Source organism: Bacillus sp. FG16 (assembly GCF_057809515.1).
Genome location: NZ_JBMDKC010000011.1, coordinates 21,493 through 44,733, shown reverse-complemented (window position 1 = coordinate 44,733; position 23,241 = coordinate 21,493). Strand labels below are relative to the sequence as shown.

The following is a 23,241-nucleotide window of genomic DNA, read 5'->3' as shown; positions in this document are numbered from 1 at the left end:
GTCAAAAACACCTTGTCGTAGTATAGGAAAAGGTGACAAGGTGTTTTTTTATATGTCATATAGCATCTTGTTAACGAACAGCTTTTATTTAATAGGAAGGAAGTAGATTAATATGATTTTTTTATAAGTGTTACTGAGCATATCAAATTAGCTCATTTGCACTAAAGGCTCAATTTTCGCCATAAATGATTGATGCAGCGCCTCAACCCCTGTTACTAAATGAAGGCGGTCAATAACGACAGACACTTTAATTTCTGATGTACTTACCATTTTAATATGAATATCTTCTTCTTTTAAAGTAGTAAACATATTTGCAGCGACACCAGGGTTAGATACCATGCCAGATCCTACAATTGATACTTTTGCTAAGTGATTTTCATGTTCTACAGATTCGTAGTGAAGAGTTTCTTGATTTTGTTCCAAAACTTTTAAAGTTTCTCTTAAATCATTCGAGTGAATGGAGAAGGAGAGATGTACAGTTCCTTCATTTGTAATACTTTGAATGATGATATCTACATTAATGTGTGCTGCTGCTAATGTAGAGAAAACTGTTGAAAGCGATCCTTGTTCTAGTCCTTTAATTGTGACACGTGTAATGTTATCCTCAAATGCAATACCTTTAACGATTGATTGTTGTTCCATGTTACATTCTCCTTTTACAATTGTTCCGTTTTCTTGTTCCATACTTGAGCGAACTTCTAAAACTACGTTATGATTTTTAGCAAACTCAACAGCTCGCGGGTGTAATACGCCAGCACCAAGATTTGCAAGCTCTAACATTTCGTCATAAGAAATTTCGTCTAATTTGTAAGCATCTTTTACAACTCGTGGGTCCGTTGTATATACGCCTGTCACATCCGTATAAATATCACATTTTTTTGCTTTAAGTGCAGCGGCTAGTGCGACAGCAGTCGTATCAGAACCACCACGGCCAAGCGTTGTAATTTCATTTTCTACACTTATACCTTGGAAACCAGCTACGATAACAATCGTGCCTTCAGCAAGATAAGATTGAATACGATCTGTATGAATGTCAGTAATCCGTGCACTACTATGTACAGATTCTGTCGTAATACCAGCTTGCCACCCTGTTAATGAAATTGCATGATAGCCTTTTGCTTGCAGTGCCATTGTTAATAATGAAATAGTTACTTGTTCTCCTGTAGATAGAAGCATATCCATTTCACGTTTACTTGGATCTTCTGTAATAACGTTAGCGAGTGCGACAAGTTCATCCGTGCTTTTTCCCATTGCTGAAACGACAGAGACAACGCTATGACCTCGTTCATATTCTTCAATGATTAAATTTGCTACATGTTGAATGCGTTCGACGCTTCCGACAGAAGTGCCACCAAATTTTTGAACAATTGTTTCCATTACAAATTCCTTCTTTCGTCTATTTTTAAGAATAGATTAGGAAATATATAGATCCCAATACTCCTGTAGTTACCAGAAAGACAAACAAAAAACACCATCTCAAATAAGTGAGGATGGTGCTGTTACAGGAAAAGGGAAACAGAAAACGGAGCTAATAAAAAAACCGCCAAAAAAGGAATATCATAAAAAATGATATCTCTTTTTTGTAGATAGCTCTTCATACATACACGTCTGTACATATGACAGTTCTGTTTCTATTCGAAAACAGCCCCAATTGATAAATGCAGAGAAACTTATCAATTTCGGCAATACTTCCTTTCATCTAAGTTCATAGACATCTCTGTGTCTCCATTAGAATACTCATAAGTATCGCAACCTCTATCTCACGTTTTAGGCGAGAGTGTTTGATTTATGAAGTTGTTGGTAACATTTGTTTTATAATAATTTAAATTTTTCGGGGAATCAAGTGTTTTATATATATTTTTAAAATTCTTTCTTTTTACAGGGAAGTTTGTGAAAAATGTAGCAAAATAAATTCATTGCATGTACATTAAACTTATAGTGCATAGGAGGTGGGAGAATGAAAAGGAAACAGCCTATTTATGTTGCGACAAAAATGAAAACGAAGATGGAAAAATTATGGGGATATACGCAAGAACCAGATATACATACAGAGTGGGATGCTCGCTTTACTGAAATTTCGTATTTAGAGAAAAAAGAAGGAGAACCACAGAAGTTTTTGTATAAAACAAAGATTGGATTTGGGCTTGAAATAGCTGGAGAAGGGGAATCAATAGGTGAAATAAGAAAAGAAACTGGTGAAAGAATTTCCTCTTTAAAATTTTGGACGGATAATACATTATCTCTTATTCAAATAGGACGTGGTTATTGGAAGTATACGCCGAATAAAGAATACATCCATTTTGAGACACAATATGATTATGATACAAGATTTGGTCGTATAGGAAATGTAATAGATTCCTATATTTTTCGTCCGTTATTAGGTTGGGCGACGGCTTGGAGTTTTGATGCCTTAAAATTATGGTTAGAAAAGGGGCTTCATCCTAGGTTACTAATTAGAAGAACAATGACGTATTGGCTCGTATGTTTTTTATTTGCTTTTGTATGGATATATCAAGGGATAGTGCCAAAACTACTGTTTACTCATTCAGAAGAAGTAAAGATGCTTTCTGTATTAATCGGTTCAAATGAAAATAGTGTATATATACTTAAAATAATTGGGTGTTAGAAATAATTTTCGGTGTCGTATGGCTGTTGCCACTAACAAAACGAAAATTATTTATCCTGCATATTATTGTGTTATTGGTTCTAACGATAGCGGCAGGATTTACGAATATTGCAAGCTTTACAGGTCCGTTTAATCCGATTACATTAAATATTCTTCTAATGGGGTTATCAATTGTCGGTTATATAAATAGTTTCGATTTACCAAGCGCGAAAAATTGCAAGAGGACGAGAAAGGGATAAGTGTATGGCTAATATGTATGAACGATTATTAGGGGATATCTATAAAAATCTTCATCCTGAATTGCAGAAGCGTTATGCGATTACAGAAGAAAATAGTTTTACAGGGGAAGGAAAGATGGATGAAATTTACGGTGGTTCTTTTTTCGTAAAATTCATATTAAAAATTGCATCGAGGTTTCGAATGTTTTTCTCAGAACGAGGAGAGGAAATTCCATTTACGATACAAAATACAGCTGAGCGAGATGAATATGGACAAGAATTAGTAAGGTGGAATCGTACTTTTTATTTTCATAATAAGAAAAGATATTTTAATGCAGTTATGCAATTGGATGAAAAAGAAAATGAAATTGTAGATTATTTTGGCGAACCACATTTACTCGTTTCTACACTGCATTTTCATATCGATGAGTTAGGTGCAATGCATATTTCTTCAAAGAAACAATGGTTTTATATGTTTGGAAGAAAAATTCCGTTACCAAAATTTTTGTATGGTGAAGCAAAAATTGTTGAAAGTTATGATGATGAACTACAATGTTTTCGAATTCATGTACAAGTACGAAACCCGTTAATTGGCTCGCTTTTTTCATATAAGGGAACATTTGTGGAAAGGAAATAAACGATATGAAAAATATAATATTTGGGCTTGCTTGTTATGTTGTTTTTCTATTATGTGAGCGGTCGAATACAAATCCTGTTGAAGCAATTATATTATTATCTGTTTTATTATTTATACCAATATCGTTTTGTATTATTGATAAAAGAAAAAGAGATGGATCGTATTTATTATTTTATAAATTCGTATCGTTTTTATATCCAATCGCAGCAATTTGTGCAATGCTAGCTTTCGTCACAAATCACTATGTATTTGCGCTAGTTTGGTTTGTATATACAGGAATTGTTGCGTTATTTGGTGTAAGTAGATTGCTAGAAAGAGGATGGAAGCCGTTAGAAGAGACCGCCATAGATAGTGCGTTTATTTATTTGTTTTTAGGTGGTTTTTGGTTTTTTGCTTCAGTAGCAAAACTTTCAATTATGCATTTTAGCTCGGACATTGTTTTACTCACAGCTGCACATTTTCATTATTCGGCGTTTCTATTGCCATTATCAGCTGGTTTAATAGGGAGAAAAAGAGAAAAGAGAAGTAAAGTATATGATGCTATTATGTTTATCATCATGATTTCACCTATGACAGTTGCAATAGGAATTACATACTCGAGAATATTTGAATTTTTTGCAGTGTTTCTATATTTATGTGCGATTTATGGATATGGATTTTACGTTTGGAGAGCAAAATTTAATACTATCAGTGCAAAGATTCTTCTAATCATTTCGTCTAGTACGCTCATGGTTACAATTATGTTCTCACTCATATACTCATATGGGAATTTGAAGCATGTAATGACGATTACAATTACCCAAATGGTTTGGATTCACGGTGTTGTCAATGGAATTGGAGTAGCGTTACCAGCATTTGTTGGCTGGATGATCGAAAAGAGTGTTCCGAATTATAAATACTACGGAAAACCAATGAGTAAGTTAAGAGGAAATGTGGCAATTGGTGAAGCGTTTTTATATGGCAGAAATTTAGTAGACAGTAAGGAATACAATGGTTTAGTTGATAAAATGAATGATTTTCATAGTGAGGCATTTGAAGCAACGAAGATTCCTTTAACCATTATTCATTTTTATGAAAATACAACAGAGTATGAGTTGCAATCGAATATTAAATGGGCTCATTGGTTCCGCCCATTTGCATTTTGTTATGAGAAAATGAGCAAGCGTGTAGGACAAATACATTTAGGAATGGGCGACAAGTGGGAACCGATGCATGGCTCTATCATTGGTGTAATGGATGAGGAAGATGGAAGAGAGAATGTAAGAGCTTGGCTAAGGAAAAATGAAGCAGGTGAATCTATTTTTGTAGCTCTTTATTCAAAGCATACAAATAAGGATGAGACATATATGAATATCGCCTTGCCTTTACCTTATTCGAATATGACTGGTATTTTGAGGCTATGTAATGATAATCATGATTTAATCATTACTAGTAAGTTAAGAGAAAATGGCCAGGGAGATGAGGGGATTTATTTACATACTCGGTTCTTAACAATCCGTTTACCGTTAGCAGAGACTTTCATCATTACAGAGGGTAAGGATGAAATGTTAACAGCTCATCATAGCATGTGGCTATTTGGACTTGAATTTTTACATATTCATTATAAGATTGAAAGAATTGCACAGAGGTAAGAAAGGCTTGGATAGGTTTCCAAGCTTTTTTATGTATGGGTAATTGTCATAGAAACTTGTTTATCTAGCTCATCATCCCAAACACGTTGAATTTCAAAAGTGCCTTTTTCAAAAAAAAATGGGAATCTTTCTTTAAACCAATCTTGCATAGGAAGATTTAGTGCTGTATCGATTGGTATCCATAAGAAAGAATAAGCCCTAAAGAAATTAGGACTTATTCTTCATTAAATACAAATGTTTGTTTCATTTTTTTACCTTCATTTACCGGATGGCCGTTATAAGAGAAATTCTTTTCTTCCCAAGTGATCACAACTTTAAAATTATGACTATTAAAGTCTAATGGGAATACCATGTAGTCAAAGCTTGTATGACTTTTAGAAATATTTTCATTAGGTGTAGTAGGTTTAAAGGTAGCCTTAGAGGTAGGATTGTTATCAAGTATTTCCACGGATACGTTTGATACATCATGACCGATGTTTTTTACGAGTAAACTATACGTATCAAATACACCTTGTTTCGGCTGGATTGCTTGCTTGTTTGAGTTATGAGATTTATCAATTTCGACATACCATTGTTTAGACTTTGATGCAATCGGTAGTGACTGAAATGTGTAAGCACTAGCTTGCATTGGTAGTGCTAAACATATAAGCGTAAAGAGAGTTAATATTTTTCGTTTCATTTTTTGAGAGCTCCCATTCTTTAATGGATTTACTTGTTATTATCTTCTTTTTACGAGTAAATATACCATATAATGTAAAGTGGGTATTGTGAGTAGTGAATTAATATCTTATTCACTACTCTTATAGCTGGCATAATTACGTATGTAGTAAGAAAGAATAAATTTATTTTTTCTATACTTAGATTGCCGCCCTTTTTAAAAGGGCTATTTTTACGTTTTAATAAAAAGAATATACTAAGAGTTCCGTATAAATTATTTATTTTAATGTAGTTAAATGTGCTTATATATGTGAAATTAGAGAAGGAAGCTGTGTAGAGATGTTTCTACACAGCTTTTTAGGATATGAAAAAATTGCCAAAAATATGTTAAAATAACATTGTCATACAACAAGGGGGATTTGTTTTATGGAAAATGGACATCTTGCTAAAGTAGACTTAACGAAAAAAATTGAATCAAAATCTAAGTACAATAAGAAACTCGAAAAATATCAAAGGCGCTTATTAGCATTACAACAAATTTTGAAAGAAGAAAAAATCGCGGTTATGCTTGTTATGGAAGGATGGGATGCGGCTGGTAAAGGTGGGGCAATTAAGCGGGTGACGGAACATCTTGACCCACGTGGGTTCCAAGTAAATCCAATTGGAGCGCCTGCACCTCATGAAAAACGTTACCATTATTTGCAACGTTTCTGGCGCAAAATTCCACAGTACGGGCAAATTACTATTTTTGATCGCTCATGGTACGGTCGTGTGTTAGTTGAGCGTGTTGAAGGTTTTGCTACAAAGGAAGAGTGGATGAGAGCATATGATGAGATTAATGATTTTGAAAAACTACTAACAGATGACCATTACATAATAGGGAAGTTCTTCTATCATATAAGTAAAGAGGAACAGTTAAAGAGATTTAAAGATAGAGAGAAAAATCCTTTGAAAAGATGGAAAATTACAGACGAAGATTGGCGTAATCGTGAAAAATGGGATGAGTATGTTGAAGCGATGGAAGACATGTTTGAAAGAACAAGTAAGCCAAATGCGAAGTGGCATATTATTGAAAGTAACGATAAATTGTATGCCCGTGTGAAAACGTTAAAAATCATTATTTCATTCATAGAAGATTATTTCTTAGAACATGGTATAGAATTGCCTTCTTATTATTATGAAATGAAAGAGGATATTGAAGTTTTGCAAGATGTAGGTGTTAAAGAGTAAATAAGAAAATGGCCCTGTGAATTGGTGAAACCAAATTATGGGGCTTTTTTATTTAGAAACATTTTACAATTAACAGAATAAGGTATATAATCAATAATCATATTAACATTGTTAATATGATTATTGATTATATGATATGTGGGGGTTTTACTTTGAAGGGAAGAGATGTTGTTTTAGGTTTATTAATGGAAAAGGAATTGTCTGGTTACGATATTAAAATTGTGTTTGAAGACGTATTTACTCATTTTTTTGATGGAAGTTTTGGAATGATTTATCCAACGTTACGACAATTGGAGAATGAGGGGAAAATAAAAAAAGAGGTTGTCATGCAAGAGGGAAAACCGAATAAGAAAATGTACTTTATTACAGATGAGGGGCGTGAAGAATTTTATCAATACATGCAGACACCTGTAGAGAAGGATGTTTTACGTTCGGATTTTTTAATGAGAATGTATTTTGGTAACTATAGTGATGATGTAACAATAAAAAAATGGATTAAAGATGAAATTGAAAGAAAAGAAGCGTACATTGCAGATCTTCGATTGAAATATGAAAAGTGGAGAGTAGGTATTACTTTCGTCGAAGAAATTTCACTAGACGTAGGTATTGCATCGTATAGTGCACAAGTGGAGACTTTGAAGAAAAAATTAGAAGAGTTAGAGGCGAAAGAAAACAATAAAACAGAAGAATGAAAAACGCGTTCACAATAAATAAAGGGGTATATAAAGATGGAGCAATCAAAGGGTATTAAGATTGTCTTTTTAATGTGTCTAGGTATCTTTCTTTGTATGATTGATACGACAATTATGAATATAGCTTTACCGGCAATACAATCGAGTGTAAATACTTCATTAGAAAAGATGTCTTGGGTATTAAATGTTTATACAATGACGATTGCAGTACTTGCCATTCCGTTAGGGCGGATAGCTGATATCTTTGGAAAAGCAAAGATGTATATTCTTGGTCTGATGATTTTTGGTGGTGGATCGGTACTTTGCGCTTTTGCTAATACAGGTGATTTTCTTATTTTTTCTCGTTTTATACAAAGTATTGGGGCAGCGATTTTATTTCCAACAAGTATGGTAATTGGTGTATCAGCTATGCCATTAGCTAAAAGGCATGTTGCGCTTGCGATTTTAGGAGTAACACAAGGATTGTCAGCTGCTATGGGACCAGTAATAGGTGGAATTATTACGCAAAATTTAGGATGGAGATGGGTGTTCTTCGTTAATGTTCCGGTTTGTATAATAGGAATCGTGTTATGTTGCATCATGCTACAAATAAAAAATGAAGAACGTATTATCTCAAAAATAGATTGGATAGGACTACTATTAAGTAGCACAGCAATTTTTTCATTTACTCTCATATTAGTAAAAGGTAATACATGGGGATGGCAAAGTAATATTGCTTTGTCTTGTTATATAATTAGTACTATTTCTCTTATTCTATTTGTTTTAGTAGAACGAAAGATTCATAACCCAATGGTGAATTTAAAGTTATTTCAAGATCGAATGTTTGTCGGAGCGTCGATCGTTGTTATATTAAGTAATTTATTTTTAATTGGAGTTACTGTATTGCTTCCGACGTTCTTGACGAAACTACAAGGTCGAACGGAAATTGAAGCGGCTTTTTTAGTGACACCTATTTCAGCAATGATATTTTTTGTCTCACCAGTTGCAGCAACTTTAATTAAAAAACTCGGAAAAGTAACTATTATTTTGTCAGGATTTCTTATTATGGGGCTAGCCTACTATTGGTTGCAAATGATCGATGTTCATTCAACAAATATAGAAATTATTATTCCATGTATGATATTAGGTGTTGGATATGGTTTAGTAGTGGGGCCAATTACAGTTTTAAGTGCGTCTTCATTTGAAGGAGAATTACTAACTGCTTCTCAAAGTGTTGTATCAATGTTACGACAAGTTGGAATTGTATTGGCGGTCGCAATATTTGTCTCTAACTTAACTCACAATTTAACTGTAAATAAAGAAAAGGTATATCGTTATGCAGAAGAAAAGGTGCGGAATATTCATGTGAATAGTGCTGAGCAAGCTGAAATTTTACAAATGACTAAAGAGAAAATAGAGAATCAAAGTTTAGAGTCTAATATAAATAAGAAACAAAATGCAATGGCAATGGGATTAAGTAAAGAGAAAAAGGAAGAATTGATTCGCGACAAGACGGCTGAAATATTAAGAGAAGTTCCAGTAGAATATAGAGATGTAAAAAGAGAAGAAGTTATGAGGCAAGTGACAAAAGAAGTTGAAAAACAAGAGGAAAGTATAAAGAAAGAAGTACTCACATTTTCAAATGATGTGAATCATTATGCCAAGAATCAGATGGCTATGAGTTTTACAGATTTATATAAAGCAAGTGTGCCAATTATTTTAATTTGTGCTTTCGTAAGCTTGTTGTTTTGGGAAGGGAAAGCTTTGAGTAAAAAGAGAAGGGGAAGATTAGTAGAAGAAGCGTAAAGAAAAACAGGCTATAGCAGCCTGTTTTTTTCATTGTTTTCTCCTTGCATATTGTGAATAGTAGTATTTTTAATATAGCATGGGATAAGTCGAGTATGATTAGAAAGTTTTTTAGAATGAAAGGGATGAATGGAAAATGCCATTGAATATGTAACGTTATACATAGTACATTAACAAGAGGGATTAATTTTAAAAGGAGGATGGAGAATTGCTAGATAAGGCAGGGGCTTTAATAGATAATCATGTGTACACAGAAGAAGAGCAACAAAAACTATACAAACGAACGTTAATAATCGTCAGCATTTCACAAATGTTTGGCGGTGCAGGACTAGCTGCTGGTATTACAGTAGGTGCACTTCTTGCGCAGCAAATGCTTGGAACAGATGCATTTGCAGGATTACCAACTGCTATGTTTACATTGGGATCGGCATTAGCAGCTTTCATAGTAGGGAAGCTTTCGCAACGATATGGACGCCGGATAGGTCTTGCAACAGGGTTTATAGTAGGTGGATTTGGAGCAATTGGTGTTGTAATGGCAGCTTTAACAAATAGCATTATTCTTTTACTTATTTCTTTACTCATATATGGTGCCGGTACAGCTACGAATTTACAAGCTCGTTATGCAGGTACAGATTTAGCAGATAAGAAGCAGAGAGCAACGGCTGTTAGTATTACGATGGTAATGACGACTTTTGGTGCAGTTGCAGGACCAAATTTAGTAGGAGTAATGGGTAGTTTTGCTCAATCAATTGGAGTTCCTAAACTTGCAGGTCCGTTCATATTATCGGCAGCAGCATTTATACTGGCGGGTCTAGTTCTTTTTGTTATGCTTCGTCCAGATCCTTTGATTATTGCTAACATAATAGAAAGATATAAACAGGAACATACATATAAAGGACAACCAATAACAGAAGAAGCGAAAGAAAATAAACGAGGTATTACAGTTGGAGCAATCGTAATGATACTTACGCAAATAGTGATGGTTGCGATTATGACGATGACGCCAGTTCATATGGGACACCACGGTCACGGTTTAAGTGCAGTAGGACTTGTGATAGGTTTTCATGTAGGTGCAATGTATCTTCCATCTCTCGTTACAGGAATGTTAATTGATAAAATTGGCCGAACTACAATGAGCATAGCTGGTGGAGTGATTTTACTTGCAGCGGGTGTCATAGCTGCGATAGCGCCAAGTGATTCTTTATTATTATTAATCGTTGCTCTGTCTTTACTTGGGCTAGGATGGAACCTCGGATTGATAAGTGGTACAGCACAAATCGTTGATTCCACAACACCGTCTACACGTGCTAAAACACAAGGGAAAATAGATGTTTTTATTGCGCTAGCTGGAGCTTCTGGTGGAGCAATGTCAGGTATGGTAGTAGCGAATTCAAGTTATGCGGCATTGTCATTGGCTGGAGGCGTGTTAGCGTTATTACTTATTCCTGTTGTGATATGGTCTCGAAAAGGGGCAAGAAATTAAATGAAAAAGAGGTTCTAGTTACTGACTAGAGCCTCTTTTTATACACTTAAATTAAATTCCACTCTACAATAAGCCCTAAATGCGTAAGTCCGCCACCAAATCCGTATAGTAAAAGTGTGTCTCCGTTATTTAATTTCCCTTCTTTTATAGCTAAATTTAAAGCGAGTGGAATGGTGACTGAAGAGGTATTCCCCATATATTCCACGCTCGTTAATGTTTTTTGTATTGGAATTTGAGATTTTTCGCAAATAGATTCGATCATTCGTAAGTTAGCGCTGTGGGGTATGAACCAGTCTATATCATCTACTTGCATATTTACGGTATGTAATAAATTTTTTATGCCTTTTGGTACTGTGCGTGTTGCCCATTTATATACTTCTCTTCCATTTTGAACGATTTTTTCATTTGTTTGCAGTGGTGTGCCATTCATAGTAGTAGATAAGTTTGTTCTATATAGATGAATGCCGCCATCACCGTTTGTTCCCATGTGAGCAGCGATAAAGCTTTGGGTGTTTTCATCTCTTTCTAATAAAATAGCTCCAGCACCATCACCGAATAAAATACAGGTCGTTCTATCGGTATAATCAGTAACTTTAGATAATGTCTCTGTCGCTACGACAAGTACTTTTTCATGTGATCCAGAAGTGATTAAGCTATTACCGACGTGTAGTCCATATGTAAAACCAGCACAAGTTGCATTTAAATCAAAAGCTAGTGTATGAGGTATGTTGAAGTATTGTTGTATTTGGCAAGCAACACTAGGGAAAACGTAATCAGCAGTAGTAGTAGCGACAATGATACAGTCGACATCTTCTAAGTTTTTCTTATATGTTGTACATAAATTTTCAATTGCTTTAATGGCTAAGTTTGAGGAGTATTCTTCATCGCTAGCGATTCTTCTTTCCTTCATTCCTGTTCTTTGTACAATCCATTCATCATTCGTATGGACCATCTTTTCTAAATCGTTATTAGACAATATTTGATCTGGAACATAAGTACCAATTGCAGTAATACGAGATTTAGAATGCATAGGAACATCTCCTAACTTTTATTTTTATAACCTGATACTAATATCAGGTTATAAAAATGTCAATAAAGATTTTTGTTGTATTAAAACGATAATGATTAACTTGCTATGAAGGAATTTGGCGAGTGCTGTAAAAATAATATACGAGAAGTTTCTAAAATTGATAATGAAGGGAGTTCAGCTCCTTGAAAAGAATTTTACACATGTTTCCTGTCATCATCATTTGTAGCTTTATTCTTATTATTTTTCCTGAGAAATCTTATGCTTGTGATTGTATTAAAGTATCAACAGAAGATGCATTACAAAAAAACGATGTAGTGTTTGAGGGGAAAGTAATTGAGGTTGGAAGGAAAGAAGAGGTCGGAACTGAAGTGTTATTTGAGGTGAAGAAAATTTGGAAAGGGACAACTTCTTCGCAAATTATCGTATATACAAAGGGTGGTGATTGTATGTTTCGCTTTGTAGAAGGAGGAGAGTACTTAGTATTTTCTACTCAAAGAGGATCAGAAAAACAATTACATACACATAGTTGTAGTGGAACGAAGAGATTGGAAGAGGCAGGGGCGGACAAATCGGTTGTAAGTCAAATTGCAAAAGAGTCTGTTCCGACGAAGAAAGTGGATTTAAAGGGTGAGATGGTGAGCGGTTTGAGTTTGTGGCAAGTGGCTATTATTTCCATGGGGCTTTTATGGATAATTGCTTTTGTTATTTTTATTGTGAGAAAAACTCGCAAAAAATGACGATTAAAGTAAAAATATAACGATTTTCTTTAGTGTGATATAGGTTGTTAAACCTTGTGAAAGCGAATTACTTATGCTACACTTTATGTAACTTAAAATGAACGGAGGGGCTTCCTTTGATCTTAATCAGATTACGTCTCAATACTTTGTGCCAATAATTGAATAGCGCTCAAAGGCTCTGTCTGTGTACAGAGTGAACGGGATTGGTCTGCCTATTTTAAAGGAACCCTTTATTAAGCTTATATGTGAAAAAGAGGGAGGGACGAATACGCCCTCTTTTTGTTTTGCCTTTATAAATAGAATGGGATTGTATAAGTGAACACTTATTGTGGATACGTATACAATCTTGGGACTTTTTGACTATAAAATAGGATGAAAGCATAGCTTTCTTCTATTTCTTCGGTGAACCCTTATCCGTTTACGAAAACACAGGCAGCGCGACCTGTGTTTTTTATTTTACGTAATCGAAATGGAGGAATAAATATATGGAAGAAGTATTACAAAGAGCAGTTTTAGTTGGAGTAAATGTAGGTAATGAAGATGATTTTGCATATTCGATGGAAGAGTTAACAAATCTTGCGGAAGCTTGTGATGTAGAGGTAATTGGGCAAGTAACGCAAAATTTACAACGAGTAAATCCATCGCATTATATCGGAAAAGGAAAGATTGAAGAAGTAGCAGCGTATGTACAAGAAATAGATGCGAATATGGTCATCTTTAATGATGAATTATCTCCTTCACAAATTCGAAATTTAGAAGAGGATTTAGATTGTAAGGTAATTGATCGTACCATTTTAATTTTAGATATTTTTGCGCAACGTGCGAAAACGAAAGAAGCACAGCTACAAGTAGAAGTAGCACACCTTCAGTATATGATGCCTCGTTTAATCGGCCTTCGTGAATCGTTAGGGAGACAGAGTGGCGGCGTTGGTACGAAAAATAAAGGTGTCGGTGAGAAGAAGTTAGAGTTAGACCGTCGTAAAATTGAAGAACAAATTTCAGTTTTGAATAAAGATTTAGAAGCGCTCGTTGCCCAGCGTCAAACGCAGCGAAAGCAGCGTAAGAAAAATGAAATACCTGTTGTGGCATTAGTAGGTTATACGAATGCAGGAAAGTCAACGACGATGAATGCAATGCTTGAAATTTATAATGGTACAGAAGAAAAGCAAGTATTTGAAAAAGATATGTTATTCGCGACGTTAGAAACATCTGTACGAAATATTGATTTACCAGATAATAAATCATTCTTATTAACAGATACAGTTGGATTTGTAAGTAAATTACCACATCATCTTGTGAAAGCGTTCCGTTCAACGTTAGAAGAAGTAGCGGAAGCGGATTTACTTATTCACGTCGTAGATTACGCAAATCCAAATTATGAACAATTAATTGATATTACAAATGAAACGTTAAAGAAAATTGGAGTAGAAAATATTCCAACGATCTATGCTTATAACAAATCAGATATGGTGGATGTTGAAATTCCGAAAGTACAAGAAGATCGCGTGTATTTATCTGCGAAGAAACATGTTGGCATTGAAGAGCTGGTAGAAATGATTCGCTCCCATATTTATAAAGAATATACGAAGTGTGAAATGTTAATTCCATATGATCAAGGACAGGTAGTTTCGTATTTCAATAATCATGCACACGTTTTATCTACGAGTTACGAAAACGAAGGTACGAAATTAGAGGTAGAATGTAAGACGAGCGATTACGAGAAGTATAAGTGTTTTGCAATTTAATGTAAGAGGCAACCCAGTATGTGATTGGGTTGTCTTTTTTTGTAATGTTTTATCGCTGAAAGTTACAAGGATGCAAGCCAATGACGGGAGTTAAGTTATATTTCTGGAAAAAGAAATGAAAGCAGTATAGAATAGAAATGTTTCAAAACTCAGAATTTATTACACCTACTGTAATAAATATATATTTTGTACAGAAAGGGGAGATTCATATATGCAGGCAGTTTCACAAAAAAACACTGTAGAAACACCGACAATATATCGAATTTTATTTGCGATTAGCTTTGGACATTTTTTAAATGATTCGATGCAAGCAGTTGTGCCGGCGTTGTTTCCTATTTTGGAAAAAACAATGAATTTATCCTATATGCAAGTAGGATGGATTGCGTTTGCGTTAAATATGACGTCATCGATTATGCAACCGGTGTTTGGAATGTATTCAGATAAGAAGCCGTCACCATTTTTATTACCACTCGGGATGTTTTCAAGTATGCTTGGAATGATTGGACTCGCGTTTGCACCAAACTTTATTATTGTTATTATTTCTGTTTTATTTATTGGTTTAGGTTCCGCAGTCTTTCATCCAGAAGGCGCTCGTGTTGCGTATATGGCGGCAGGTGCAAAACGAGGGTTAGCGCAAGCGATTTATCAAGTTGGGGGAAACACGGGGAATTCTTTAGCTCCAATTTTTACAGCGCTAATTTTCGTTCCGCTCGGTCAAATTGGTTCATTAGGTTTTACAGCATTTGCAGCAGTAGGAATTGTATTATTAATTTTCGTATCGAATTGGTACAAAAATGAATTAGCAACCGGCGCTATAAGAAGGAAAAAGAGAGCTGCGCTTGAGGCGGAAAATGCAATTGTAAGTACACACATTAAATTCGTTATTATACTTCTTGTTTTTCTTACTTTTGTACGTTCTTGGTACGGTGCTGGTATCGGTAATTTCTATCAATTTTACTTAATAGAGCATTACGGTTTATCTATAAAAAATGCACAGTATTTCGTATTCGCATTTATGATTGCTGGTGTGTTAGGAACTTTCTTCGGAGGACCGTTAGCAGATCGATTCGGTAAGAAAAAGATAATTGTATTTTCAATGCTTGGCTCAGCTCCACTTGCACTTTTATTACCTCACGTTTCGCTCGTGTGGGTTGTACCGTTATTTTTATGTATTGGTTTTATTAGTTCAAGTAGTTTTAGTGTAATTGTTGTATATGCACAAGAGCTTGTACCTGGAAAAGTGGGAATGGTGTCAGGATTAATCGTAGGTCTTGCGTTTGGACTTGGAGCATTAGGTGCAGTAGTTCTTGGGAAATTAGCAGATATATATAGCCTGCAATTTATTATGCTATTATGTAGTTGTCTACCATTAATTGGACTCACTTCATGGTTACTGCCAAGTGATAAGAAAACGATAGAATAGGGGATGCGCTATGAAATTGTGTGAAAACGTTACGGAATTAATAGGAGATACACCTGTCGTCCGATTATCTAAATTTATTCCGGAAGACGCAGCAGATGTGTATGTGAAACTAGAAATGTTTAATCCATCGCGCAGTGTGAAAGACCGTGCTGCTTATAATTTACTTCACGTTGCAGAAGAAAATGGTCTCATCAAACCAGGAGATACAATTATTGAACCGACAAGCGGGAATACAGGGATTGGTTTAGCGATGAATGCAGCAGCTAAAGGGTATAAAGCGATTTTAATTATGCCAGATAATATGTCAAAAGAGCGTATTAATTTATTGAAAGCATACGGAGCAGAAGTAGTTTTAACACCAGCAGAACAAAGAATGCCAGGAGCAATTGCGAAGGCGTTAGAACTGCAAAAACAAATACCGAATAGTTTTATCCCGCAACAATTTGAAAATCCAGCTAATCCGAATATTCACCGTTATACGACTGCGCTTGAAATTTACGAACAAATGGATGGAGAGCTGGACGCTTTTGTTGCAACGGCAGGAACAGGCGGAACGATTACAGGGACTGGTGAAACGTTAAAAGAGAAATTACCAAACTTATATATTGCAGTAGTGGAACCGAAAGGATCTCCCGTTTTATCAGGTGGTGTACCAGGTCCTCATAAACTAGTAGGAACAAGCCCAGGGTTTATCCCGAAAAACTTAAATACAGAAGTGTATAACGAAATTATTCAAATTGCAGACGAAGAGGCTTTAACGACAATGAGAAACTTAGCTAGACAAGAGGGATTATTAGTTGGGCCGTCTTCTGGAGCATCTGTTTACGCTGCAATCATGATAGCGAAACGTCTAGGCGCTGGTAAAAAAGTTTTATGTATTGCGCCTGATACAGGTGAACGTTATTTGAGCATGGGGTTATTTGAATAAAAAGGATAGAAACACCTTAATAGTGAATAGCTGCTATTAAGGTGTTTGTTTTATGGAATGAAGAGGGAGAGAAGAACAATGAAACTATTAAAACCAATCCATGAATATAGTGAGCATATTATGGCGTATAGACACGCATTTTTACACTCAGGGGAACAACCACATGGAAGTAGTTCTTTACAAAACTTTGATTCTCTTGATGAATGGTTTGAAAAAGTGAGTAAACAAGAACTAGGAGAGAATTTACTAGCTAATCGAGTGCCATCTAGCCAGTTTTTAAGTTTTGAAAAAGGGGAACTTATAGGCTTTGTGAATATTAGACATAGATTAAATCCAGAATTATTACGGGAAAGCGGTCATATTGGATATAGTGTCCATCCAAATAAACGTCGCCACGGTTACGCTACGAAACAACTAAAGCTTGCATTAGCTGAAGCGCAAAAATTAGGATTACAGAAAGTGTTAATAACTTGCGATAAATCCAATATCGTTTCTGCTAAAACGATTCAAAAGGTTGGTGGTGTGTTAGAAAATGAAGTAGTTTCTTCTCATACTGGTGAAATTGTTCAACGTTATTGGGTAGAAATATGATTTGGTAGAAATTCGAAAAGGTAATGCAAGCTGTAATATCGAAATAGATAAATGAAATATAGGGGATTACTGCAATTTTAGGGGGAAATGAAATGGGATTAAAAGAGAAAGCAATAGAGATGTCAGGGATTTATAGGCAAAATCCGAAAGTAGAAGCTATTATTTTAGCAGGTTCAGTAGCTAGAAAGCTAGAAGATGAACATTCAGATATAGAATTACATATTTTATGGTCAACACCGCCAGAAGATGAGGACCGTAGGGCTCCTATTCATCATATTGATGGGACAATATTATCGTATCATCCGTATGAGGAAGAAGAATGGTCGGAAACGTATTTAACGAAAGAGGGAATCAAATTAGAGATTAGTAACTTTTTAACAGAGACAGTAGAGAAAGTGATTTCGGATGTGGTGAATCAATATGATATAAGTTATGAAAAACAATGTATTGTATCATCCGTTCATGATGGTGTTAGTTTGTATGGAGAAGGGAAAGTGAATGAATTAAAAGATAGAGTAGCGGCATATCCAGATGAACTAGCAAAACGAATGATTTCAGAAAATCTATGGTTAAGTAATCGTTGGCACAATCGAAAGGCGCTTTTAAAACGGAAAGATTGGCTTATGCTTTATGACGTTATTTGCGAAGTACAAAGGAACGTATTCGGTGTTTTATTTGGTTTGAATAAAATGTACGTACACGATCCGGCGTTTAAATGGATGCCTAATAATGTGGAACGAATGACTATTAAACCTGAAAAATTATATGAACGTATGGCGGATACATTAATAGGGAATCCAGAAAATAGTGTGCAGGAGTTAGAGTTGCTAATAGAAGAAGTGTTGCAACAAGTTCATACATACGCGCCAGGAGTAAATGTGGATGAGCAAGAAAAATCTATTTTTTATTTTGTGAAATAGAAAATAGTAATAAGGGGGAAGTTATGGGTTTTTTAATAGGTTTTTTAAAAAAGTTGAAAAAGTAAATGAGCAAGAAGCCACTCTTCATGAATTAAGTGAAGAATTGTATGTTGAATCACCGGTAGAGGAAGCGACTAGTTACTGGGTATCAATGGCACAAAATATAATTGTTAATGCTGTAAAGGCGGCTGACAATGATGTGGAACGTGCCTTCGTATTATTGAATTTGAAGAAAGGTGAGGCTTCATTTGATATTTTTTATCAAATAAATGGACAATTGTATTTCTGGGATCAGCTAGAAAATGAGACGATAAGAATTAGAATTCAGAACGAGTTGTTACCGCAAGCCCTAGAAGTTTCAAAGGCAGTAAATGAGCAATTTCGTGAAGCTGATCACCCTATAATTTCGTTCGCACAATTGCAGTTTGAATGGGAAACGAAAGCCTGGTTCTCACATATAATTTGGGAAGATAGCCTTGCTGCTCAATTGTCCAAAACTCAAATTCTAAATGAATGGTTTTGTGTAATTAAAGAAGAAACGAAAAATAGGCCACTGGATAGTGATGCAAAATTTTCTTGGTATCCATCAAACTCTTAAAAAACTAATACAGATAGAGGCAGGTTATGTTTCTAGGTCAGTTGTATTATTGAATAAGTATCAATAATACGTAATTCTTTTTCTATTGCCTGTTAGAATTCGTTATGTACTAATCCACTTGTTTTCTAAACTAAAACTCACATTTCGAATTTTTAAATAGATTGTAATACATAAAAATTCAAAATATAAGTTGACACTATTTTTAATGTGTGATAAAAATGATAGTAATCAATTCGGAAAATAATATTTGGGCAATGAAAGGGTATAGTAGTGAATATCTCCCTATTTCAGAGAGCTGATGGTTGGTGTGAATCAGTATATAGATTATTCATGAAGTTCGTCCTGGAGCATCTTTCATAAATCTCGCATTATGAGGAAATGAAAGACGGTAGTTTATACCGTTATCAAATAAAGTGGTGAAGATCTTTTCACAACTAGGGTGGTACCGCGATATTTATCGTCCCTACGTATTTACGTAGGGACGTTTTTTATTTAGGTCCTAACTTTGGTGTGGCTTCATAACTAGGGTGGTACCGCGATATTTTATCGTCCCTACGTTTTTGCGTAGGGGCGTTTTTATTTAGGTTGCTTCTTAGTGTTCTTCACAACTAGGGTGGTATCGCGATATTTTTGTCGTCCCTACGTATTTACGTAGGGACGTTTTTTTATTAGGGAGGAAGTGAACGTATTAGAAAAGAGTATTGATAGAACAATATAAATACGAATTGTAACAAAGAAAAAGAGACAGAGAGGAGATTAACAAATGAATTCACAGCAATGGACATCGAAATTAGGTTTCGTATTAGCTGCAGCAGGTTCGGCAATTGGCCTTGGGGCGATTTGGAAATTCCCATATATGGCCGGCATTGGAGGAGGCGGAGCATTCTTCCTTATTTTCATCGGTTTCACATTACTAATTGGTTTACCGCTATTATTAGCTGAATTTGTTATTGGAAGAAGTACACAAAAAGAGGCTGTCGATGCATATAGAGAGATTGCTCCTAAAACGTTATGGCCTTGGTTAGGTAAATTAGGAATTGTAACATGTTTCATATTACTTTCTTTCTACAGTGTTGTAGGAGGCTGGATTTTATTATATTTATGGAATGCAATTACAGGTAGACTATGGGAAGGAAATGGAGCATACGAAGCTACGTTTGGTGAAATCATTTCCAATCCATATTTAGCAGTTGGATCACAGCTATTATTCATCCTTATTACTATTTTCATCGTAAGTAAAGGTGTACAAAATGGTGTTGAAAAAGTAAATAAATATTTCATGCCAGCATTATTCGTTTTATTCTTTGTATTAATCGTTCGTGCACTTACATTAGATGGTGCTGGAGAAGGCGTTCGTTTCTTCTTACAACCTGATTTCTCACATGTAACATCAGAAGTTATATTATACGCAATGGGGCAATCGTTCTTCTCATTATCTGTCGGGGTAGCCGTTATGGTAACGTATAGCTCGTACTTACCGAAAGAAGAAAGCTTACCACGTTCAGCATTTTCTATCGTAGCCTTAACTCTTGTTATTACATTACTTGCAGGACTTGCAATTTTCCCAGTTGTGTTCGCATTTGGAATGGAACCATCTCAAGGGCCGGGACTATTATTTATCGTGTTGCCAGCTATTTTCAGTAAAATGGCATTCGGAAAATTATTCTTCATCGTTTTCTTATTACTATTCTTCTTCGCTACGATTACATCAGCAATTTCGATGTTAGAAATTAGTGTTGCATCGTTAACATCAAAAGGTAAAGGGAAACGTGAAAAAATGGCCTTAATCGTAGGGTTATTAATCTTCGTTGTTGGGGTACCATCAGCATTATCATTCGGTATATTAAGTGATCTGAAGATTTTCGGAAAGACAGTCTTTGATTTAGCGGACTATGCAGTAAGTAACGTTTTAATGCCACTTGGTGTATTATTAGTTTCTATCTTTGTTCCTTTAAAAATGAAGAAAGATGTATTAATGAAAGAGCTAGGTGTAAGTAAAAATAAAGGTTATAAACTATTCGTATTATGGTTATTCTTACTTCGCTTTATCGCACCAATTGCGATTATTATCGTATTCTTAAATGTACTTGGCATTATATAAAAAGAAAGGTGGCGTATCATACAAAGATACGCTACCTTTCTTTTTATTTTGCTCTTTTTTGCAATTCATTTACTGTTACGAACTGATAGCCCTTCTTAGATAAAGAATCTAAAATACCTTCAATCGTTTTTAAATTGTCATCAGACTCATCATACATAGAATGCAGTAAAATGATAGAACCTGGTTTTACATTTTTATTAACATATTTAATTTTATCAGCCGCAGATTTATAAAAAGTATCGGGCTCAAGATCCCATATAATCGTTTCAATATTATTTTTATTTAAATAATAGGGTAGTCCAATTAATTTTTTTCCGTTAGGCGGTCTAAAATCAATTTCGTCTGTAAATCCTGTTTGGCGGATTAATGAATTCGTTTTTTCTATTTCATCTTTAATAAAAGAAGGTGTTTTGAAAATCATTCTTTTATGAGAATATGTATGGTTTCCAAGCTGGTGCCCAGATTGCGCGATAGCTTCTCCTAATGATAGACTTTTCTCTAATTCATTTCCAATTAAAAAGAAAGTAGCTTTAGCGTTGTATTTATCTAGTAACGGTAATATTTGTTTTACATTGTTAGTAGGGCCATCATCAAAAGTTAAAGCGATCACTTTTTCATTTGTTTCTACGCGTTGTGTTAAATCTCCAAATAATTGAAAGCTTCTTGCGTTCATCAATTTGTATGTTCCGAATAATGCCGTGATAATAAAGAATAGTGTAACGATTGTAATGATAATTTTTTCCCTCATAACGTAACCTCACAATGATTTTTGATTCAATAAAAAGTATTATATCAAAATTAATTATTTATTGCTGAAAAAGTATGAAGATGCAAGGAGAGGGATTTTATCATATAATAAAATGCAAAAGGTATATTAGGAGGTGTTTATATGGCGATTATAATTCAATTGCCAGACACTGCAACGTCTCATGCAAAGCCAAGTATAGAAATGGCGATACTTTGCGTGAGGTAGACAAGTAATATACAATCGCCTATATGAGCTCGTATCATTTTTTATATTTGGCTTTGCACCTTATTGAAATGAACCATAAAAAATAAGGGGCGAGCAGAAATGAAATACGTAAAAGCTAATGCTGTTTTACCAGAGAGTTTAATTACTGAAATTCAAAAGTATATACAAGGTGAAACAATTTACATTCCGAAACAAGAAACGAAACATTATAAATGGGGTACACGATCTGGCGGAAGAAAACAACTAGATGAAAGAAATAAAGCAATTAAAGAAGCGTTTAAAAGTGGGATTGCTATTCATCAACTTGCAGAAGAATATTTTCTTTCTGGGGAAACGATTAAAAAGATTGTGTATTCTAAATAAGAGGAAAAGAGTCTGATTCATATATTACTTTGAATCAGACTCTTTTTGTTTTATGTGTATTGGATATATGAGGTGTGAACGGGCATGATAATAGAAAAAATGTGCCGTTTTTTTATTAAATGGTATACAGAGCACTTGAAAAGTAGAAAGGTGAACATATATGAATCATATTGGACAAATAACGATAGAGCTTTTAGTTGGTTTTTTTGTTCTATTAATTGCTACAAAAATATTAGGGAAAACACAAATATCTCAGCTAACGCCATTTGATTTTATTTCTGCAATCGTCCTAGGTGAGCTCGTTGGAAATTCAATATATGATCCTAAAATTAAAGTATGGTCTATTTTATATTCAGTATTTGTTTGGGTAATTTTAATTTATATTATAGAAGTGATAACACAAAAAGTAAGAGCAACAAGAAGGTTTTTTGAAGGGTATCCTTCAATTATTATTTGTAACGGAAAGATTGATCGTGAACAATTAAGCGTAAATCATTTGGATATAAACCAATTACAACAAATGCTTAGGCAACAAAAAGATATATTTTCAATCCGAGAAGTTGAATATATGATATTGGAACCGAACGGAAACATAAGCGTTCTGAAAAAAAGTAAATACGAATCTCCTACTATAAATGATTTAAGTTTAAAACATAAGCCTGTATACTTACCAATTTCATTAATTAGTGATGGAAAAGTAGTTAAGGATAATTTGAGGGAAGCGGGATTTGATGAAGGATGGCTTTATAAACAAATAAAGCAAAAAGGAATTACTAAATTTGAAGACGTATTATATGCGGAATGGAAAACAGATGATGGCTTCTTTTGTCAGGAAATGCAGCGGTAGAGAATAAGTGATATATGTAATGTTTG

At 34.6% G+C, this 23,241-nt stretch carries 20 protein-coding genes, 2 pseudogenes, 1 riboswitch and 1 other annotated feature; of the genes and pseudogenes, 17 read left to right on the top strand and 5 right to left on the bottom strand.

Annotation, left to right across the window (positions count from 1 at the left end; genetic code table 11):
- Positions 1 to 147: 147 nt before the first annotated feature.
- Entirely contained in the window at positions 148 to 1,377 is a 1,230-nt protein-coding gene (locus ACODS7_RS06450; protein WP_098628961.1) for an aspartate kinase, read from the bottom strand.
- 202 nt (positions 1,378 to 1,579) lie between these two features.
- Positions 1,580 to 1,766: riboswitch (Lysine riboswitch) on the bottom strand.
- A 191-nt stretch (positions 1,767 to 1,957) separates the two neighbouring features.
- On the opposite strand from ACODS7_RS06450, the pseudogene ACODS7_RS06445 reads away from it, so the two are divergent.
- From ACODS7_RS06445 to ACODS7_RS06435, 3 genes and pseudogenes are all read left to right on the top strand, one after another.
- A pseudogene (locus tag ACODS7_RS06445) lies at positions 1,958 to 2,865 on the top strand (DoxX-like family protein).
- 4 nt (positions 2,866 to 2,869) lie between these two features.
- Entirely contained in the window at positions 2,870 to 3,481 is a 612-nt protein-coding gene (locus ACODS7_RS06440; protein ID WP_029441962.1) for a DUF4166 domain-containing protein, read from the top strand.
- A gap of 5 nt (positions 3,482 to 3,486) precedes the next feature.
- Complete coding sequence (locus ACODS7_RS06435) at positions 3,487 to 5,112, top strand: YndJ family protein (RefSeq protein ID WP_088115714.1); 1,626 nt, start codon at positions 3,487 to 3,489, stop codon at positions 5,110 to 5,112.
- A gap of 29 nt (positions 5,113 to 5,141) precedes the next feature.
- Here the strand turns inward: ACODS7_RS06435 and ACODS7_RS06430 are convergent.
- A pseudogene (locus ACODS7_RS06430) lies at positions 5,142 to 5,297 on the bottom strand (DNA mismatch repair protein MutT); the annotation flags it as partial.
- A gap of 29 nt (positions 5,298 to 5,326) precedes the next feature.
- Entirely contained in the window at positions 5,327 to 5,791 is a 465-nt protein-coding gene (locus ACODS7_RS06425) for a hypothetical protein (protein ID WP_000823337.1), read from the bottom strand.
- 404 nt (positions 5,792 to 6,195) lie between these two features.
- Here ACODS7_RS06425 and ACODS7_RS06420 point away from each other — a divergent pair, with 404 nt between their 5' ends.
- From ACODS7_RS06420 to ACODS7_RS06405, 4 genes are all read left to right on the top strand, one after another.
- The gene (locus tag ACODS7_RS06420; RefSeq protein ID WP_016082097.1) at positions 6,196 to 6,999 is read left to right on the top strand and encodes a polyphosphate kinase 2 family protein; all 804 of its coding nucleotides are present in this window, start codon (positions 6,196 to 6,198) and stop codon (positions 6,997 to 6,999) included.
- Between the two features lie 152 nt (positions 7,000 to 7,151).
- Positions 7,152 to 7,691, top strand: a complete 540-nt coding sequence (locus ACODS7_RS06415; protein WP_000678333.1) for a PadR family transcriptional regulator — start codon at positions 7,152 to 7,154, stop codon at positions 7,689 to 7,691.
- 36 nt (positions 7,692 to 7,727) lie between these two features.
- On the top strand, positions 7,728 to 9,476 hold the full coding sequence (locus ACODS7_RS06410; protein ID WP_098138294.1) for an MDR family MFS transporter: 1,749 nt from the start codon (positions 7,728 to 7,730) through the stop codon (positions 9,474 to 9,476).
- Positions 9,477 to 9,684: 208 nt separating this feature from the next.
- Positions 9,685 to 10,959: an MFS transporter gene (locus tag ACODS7_RS06405; RefSeq protein ID WP_016082095.1), complete on the top strand. Its 1,275-nt coding sequence runs from the start codon at positions 9,685 to 9,687 to the stop codon at positions 10,957 to 10,959.
- 46 nt (positions 10,960 to 11,005) lie between these two features.
- Here the strand turns inward: ACODS7_RS06405 and ACODS7_RS06400 are convergent, their stop codons facing one another.
- Positions 11,006 to 11,989 (bottom strand): ketoacyl-ACP synthase III, encoded by a 984-nt coding sequence (locus ACODS7_RS06400; RefSeq protein ID WP_097984032.1) that lies wholly within the window; start codon positions 11,987 to 11,989, stop codon positions 11,006 to 11,008.
- Between the two features lie 200 nt (positions 11,990 to 12,189).
- Between ACODS7_RS06400 and ACODS7_RS06395 the strand changes: the two genes are divergently transcribed.
- The 8 genes from ACODS7_RS06395 to ACODS7_RS06360 all read left to right on the top strand — a co-directional run bounded on the left by ACODS7_RS06395 (position 12,190) and on the right by ACODS7_RS06360 (position 21,032).
- Complete coding sequence (locus ACODS7_RS06395) at positions 12,190 to 12,726, top strand: cobalamin biosynthesis protein CbiN (protein ID WP_142333769.1); 537 nt, start codon at positions 12,190 to 12,192, stop codon at positions 12,724 to 12,726.
- A 485-nt stretch (positions 12,727 to 13,211) separates the two neighbouring features.
- On the top strand, positions 13,212 to 14,471 hold the full coding sequence (gene hflX, locus ACODS7_RS06390) for a GTPase HflX (protein ID WP_098628958.1): 1,260 nt from the start codon (positions 13,212 to 13,214) through the stop codon (positions 14,469 to 14,471).
- 211 nt (positions 14,472 to 14,682) lie between these two features.
- Positions 14,683 to 15,894, top strand: coding sequence for an MFS transporter (locus ACODS7_RS06385; protein ID WP_001149415.1), 1,212 nt, complete (start codon positions 14,683 to 14,685; stop codon positions 15,892 to 15,894).
- Positions 15,895 to 15,904: 10 nt separating this feature from the next.
- Entirely contained in the window at positions 15,905 to 16,822 is a 918-nt protein-coding gene (cysK, locus tag ACODS7_RS06380) for a cysteine synthase A (RefSeq protein WP_000762271.1), read from the top strand.
- A gap of 78 nt (positions 16,823 to 16,900) precedes the next feature.
- Positions 16,901 to 17,413 (top strand): GNAT family N-acetyltransferase, encoded by a 513-nt coding sequence (locus ACODS7_RS06375; protein ID WP_098138292.1) that lies wholly within the window; start codon positions 16,901 to 16,903, stop codon positions 17,411 to 17,413.
- A gap of 92 nt (positions 17,414 to 17,505) precedes the next feature.
- Positions 17,506 to 18,333, top strand: a complete 828-nt coding sequence (locus ACODS7_RS06370; protein WP_098628957.1) for a DUF4037 domain-containing protein — start codon at positions 17,506 to 17,508, stop codon at positions 18,331 to 18,333.
- 103 nt (positions 18,334 to 18,436) lie between these two features.
- Positions 18,437 to 18,931, top strand: coding sequence for a hypothetical protein (locus tag ACODS7_RS06365; protein WP_243168810.1), 495 nt, complete (start codon positions 18,437 to 18,439; stop codon positions 18,929 to 18,931).
- Positions 18,932 to 19,176: 245 nt separating this feature from the next.
- Positions 19,177 to 19,399 (top strand) — a binding site (T-box leader).
- Positions 19,400 to 19,694: 295 nt separating this feature from the next.
- Positions 19,695 to 21,032, top strand: coding sequence for a sodium-dependent transporter (locus tag ACODS7_RS06360; protein ID WP_001088185.1), 1,338 nt, complete (start codon positions 19,695 to 19,697; stop codon positions 21,030 to 21,032).
- Between the two features lie 43 nt (positions 21,033 to 21,075).
- Here ACODS7_RS06360 and ACODS7_RS06355 read toward each other — a convergent pair whose 3' ends face one another.
- Positions 21,076 to 21,780, bottom strand: coding sequence for a polysaccharide deacetylase family protein (locus ACODS7_RS06355; RefSeq protein WP_098628955.1), 705 nt, complete (start codon positions 21,778 to 21,780; stop codon positions 21,076 to 21,078).
- 324 nt (positions 21,781 to 22,104) lie between these two features.
- Here ACODS7_RS06355 and ACODS7_RS06350 point away from each other — a divergent pair, with 324 nt between their 5' ends.
- Both ACODS7_RS06350 and ACODS7_RS06345 read left to right on the top strand, forming a co-directional pair.
- Positions 22,105 to 22,368: a CD3324 family protein gene (locus ACODS7_RS06350; protein WP_000878325.1), complete on the top strand. Its 264-nt coding sequence runs from the start codon at positions 22,105 to 22,107 to the stop codon at positions 22,366 to 22,368.
- A 160-nt stretch (positions 22,369 to 22,528) separates the two neighbouring features.
- A complete protein-coding gene (locus tag ACODS7_RS06345) occupies positions 22,529 to 23,215 on the top strand; it encodes a DUF421 domain-containing protein (RefSeq protein ID WP_243168809.1) in 687 nt (228 codons plus the stop codon).
- The last annotated feature ends 26 nt before the right edge of the window (positions 23,216 to 23,241 follow it).

Excerpts from the sequence above, each read along its gene's own strand:
- ACODS7_RS06450 (WP_098628961.1), bottom strand. The coding sequence starts at position 1,377 with ATGGAAACAATTGTTCAAAAATTTGGTGGCACTTCTGTCGGAAGCGTC.
- ACODS7_RS06440 (WP_029441962.1), top strand. The coding sequence starts at position 2,870 with ATGGCTAATATGTATGAACGATTATTAGGGGATATCTATAAAAATCTT.
- ACODS7_RS06435 (WP_088115714.1), top strand. The coding sequence starts at position 3,487 with ATGAAAAATATAATATTTGGGCTTGCTTGTTATGTTGTTTTTCTATTA.
- ACODS7_RS06425 (WP_000823337.1), bottom strand. The coding sequence starts at position 5,791 with ATGAAACGAAAAATATTAACTCTCTTTACGCTTATATGTTTAGCACTA.
- ACODS7_RS06420 (WP_016082097.1), top strand. The coding sequence starts at position 6,196 with ATGGAAAATGGACATCTTGCTAAAGTAGACTTAACGAAAAAAATTGAA.
- ACODS7_RS06410 (WP_098138294.1), top strand. The coding sequence starts at position 7,728 with ATGGAGCAATCAAAGGGTATTAAGATTGTCTTTTTAATGTGTCTAGGT.
- ACODS7_RS06400 (WP_097984032.1), bottom strand. The coding sequence starts at position 11,989 with ATGCATTCTAAATCTCGTATTACTGCAATTGGTACTTATGTTCCAGAT.
- ACODS7_RS06395 (WP_142333769.1), top strand. The coding sequence starts at position 12,190 with ATGTTTCCTGTCATCATCATTTGTAGCTTTATTCTTATTATTTTTCCT.
- hflX (WP_098628958.1), top strand. The coding sequence starts at position 13,212 with ATGGAAGAAGTATTACAAAGAGCAGTTTTAGTTGGAGTAAATGTAGGT.
- ACODS7_RS06385 (WP_001149415.1), top strand. The coding sequence starts at position 14,683 with ATGCAGGCAGTTTCACAAAAAAACACTGTAGAAACACCGACAATATAT.
- cysK (WP_000762271.1), top strand. The coding sequence starts at position 15,905 with ATGAAATTGTGTGAAAACGTTACGGAATTAATAGGAGATACACCTGTC.
- ACODS7_RS06375 (WP_098138292.1), top strand. The coding sequence starts at position 16,901 with ATGAAACTATTAAAACCAATCCATGAATATAGTGAGCATATTATGGCG.
- ACODS7_RS06370 (WP_098628957.1), top strand. The coding sequence starts at position 17,506 with ATGGGATTAAAAGAGAAAGCAATAGAGATGTCAGGGATTTATAGGCAA.
- ACODS7_RS06360 (WP_001088185.1), top strand. The coding sequence starts at position 19,695 with ATGAATTCACAGCAATGGACATCGAAATTAGGTTTCGTATTAGCTGCA.
- ACODS7_RS06355 (WP_098628955.1), bottom strand. The coding sequence starts at position 21,780 with ATGAGGGAAAAAATTATCATTACAATCGTTACACTATTCTTTATTATC.
- ACODS7_RS06350 (WP_000878325.1), top strand. The coding sequence starts at position 22,105 with ATGAAATACGTAAAAGCTAATGCTGTTTTACCAGAGAGTTTAATTACT.
- ACODS7_RS06345 (WP_243168809.1), top strand. The coding sequence starts at position 22,529 with ATGAATCATATTGGACAAATAACGATAGAGCTTTTAGTTGGTTTTTTT.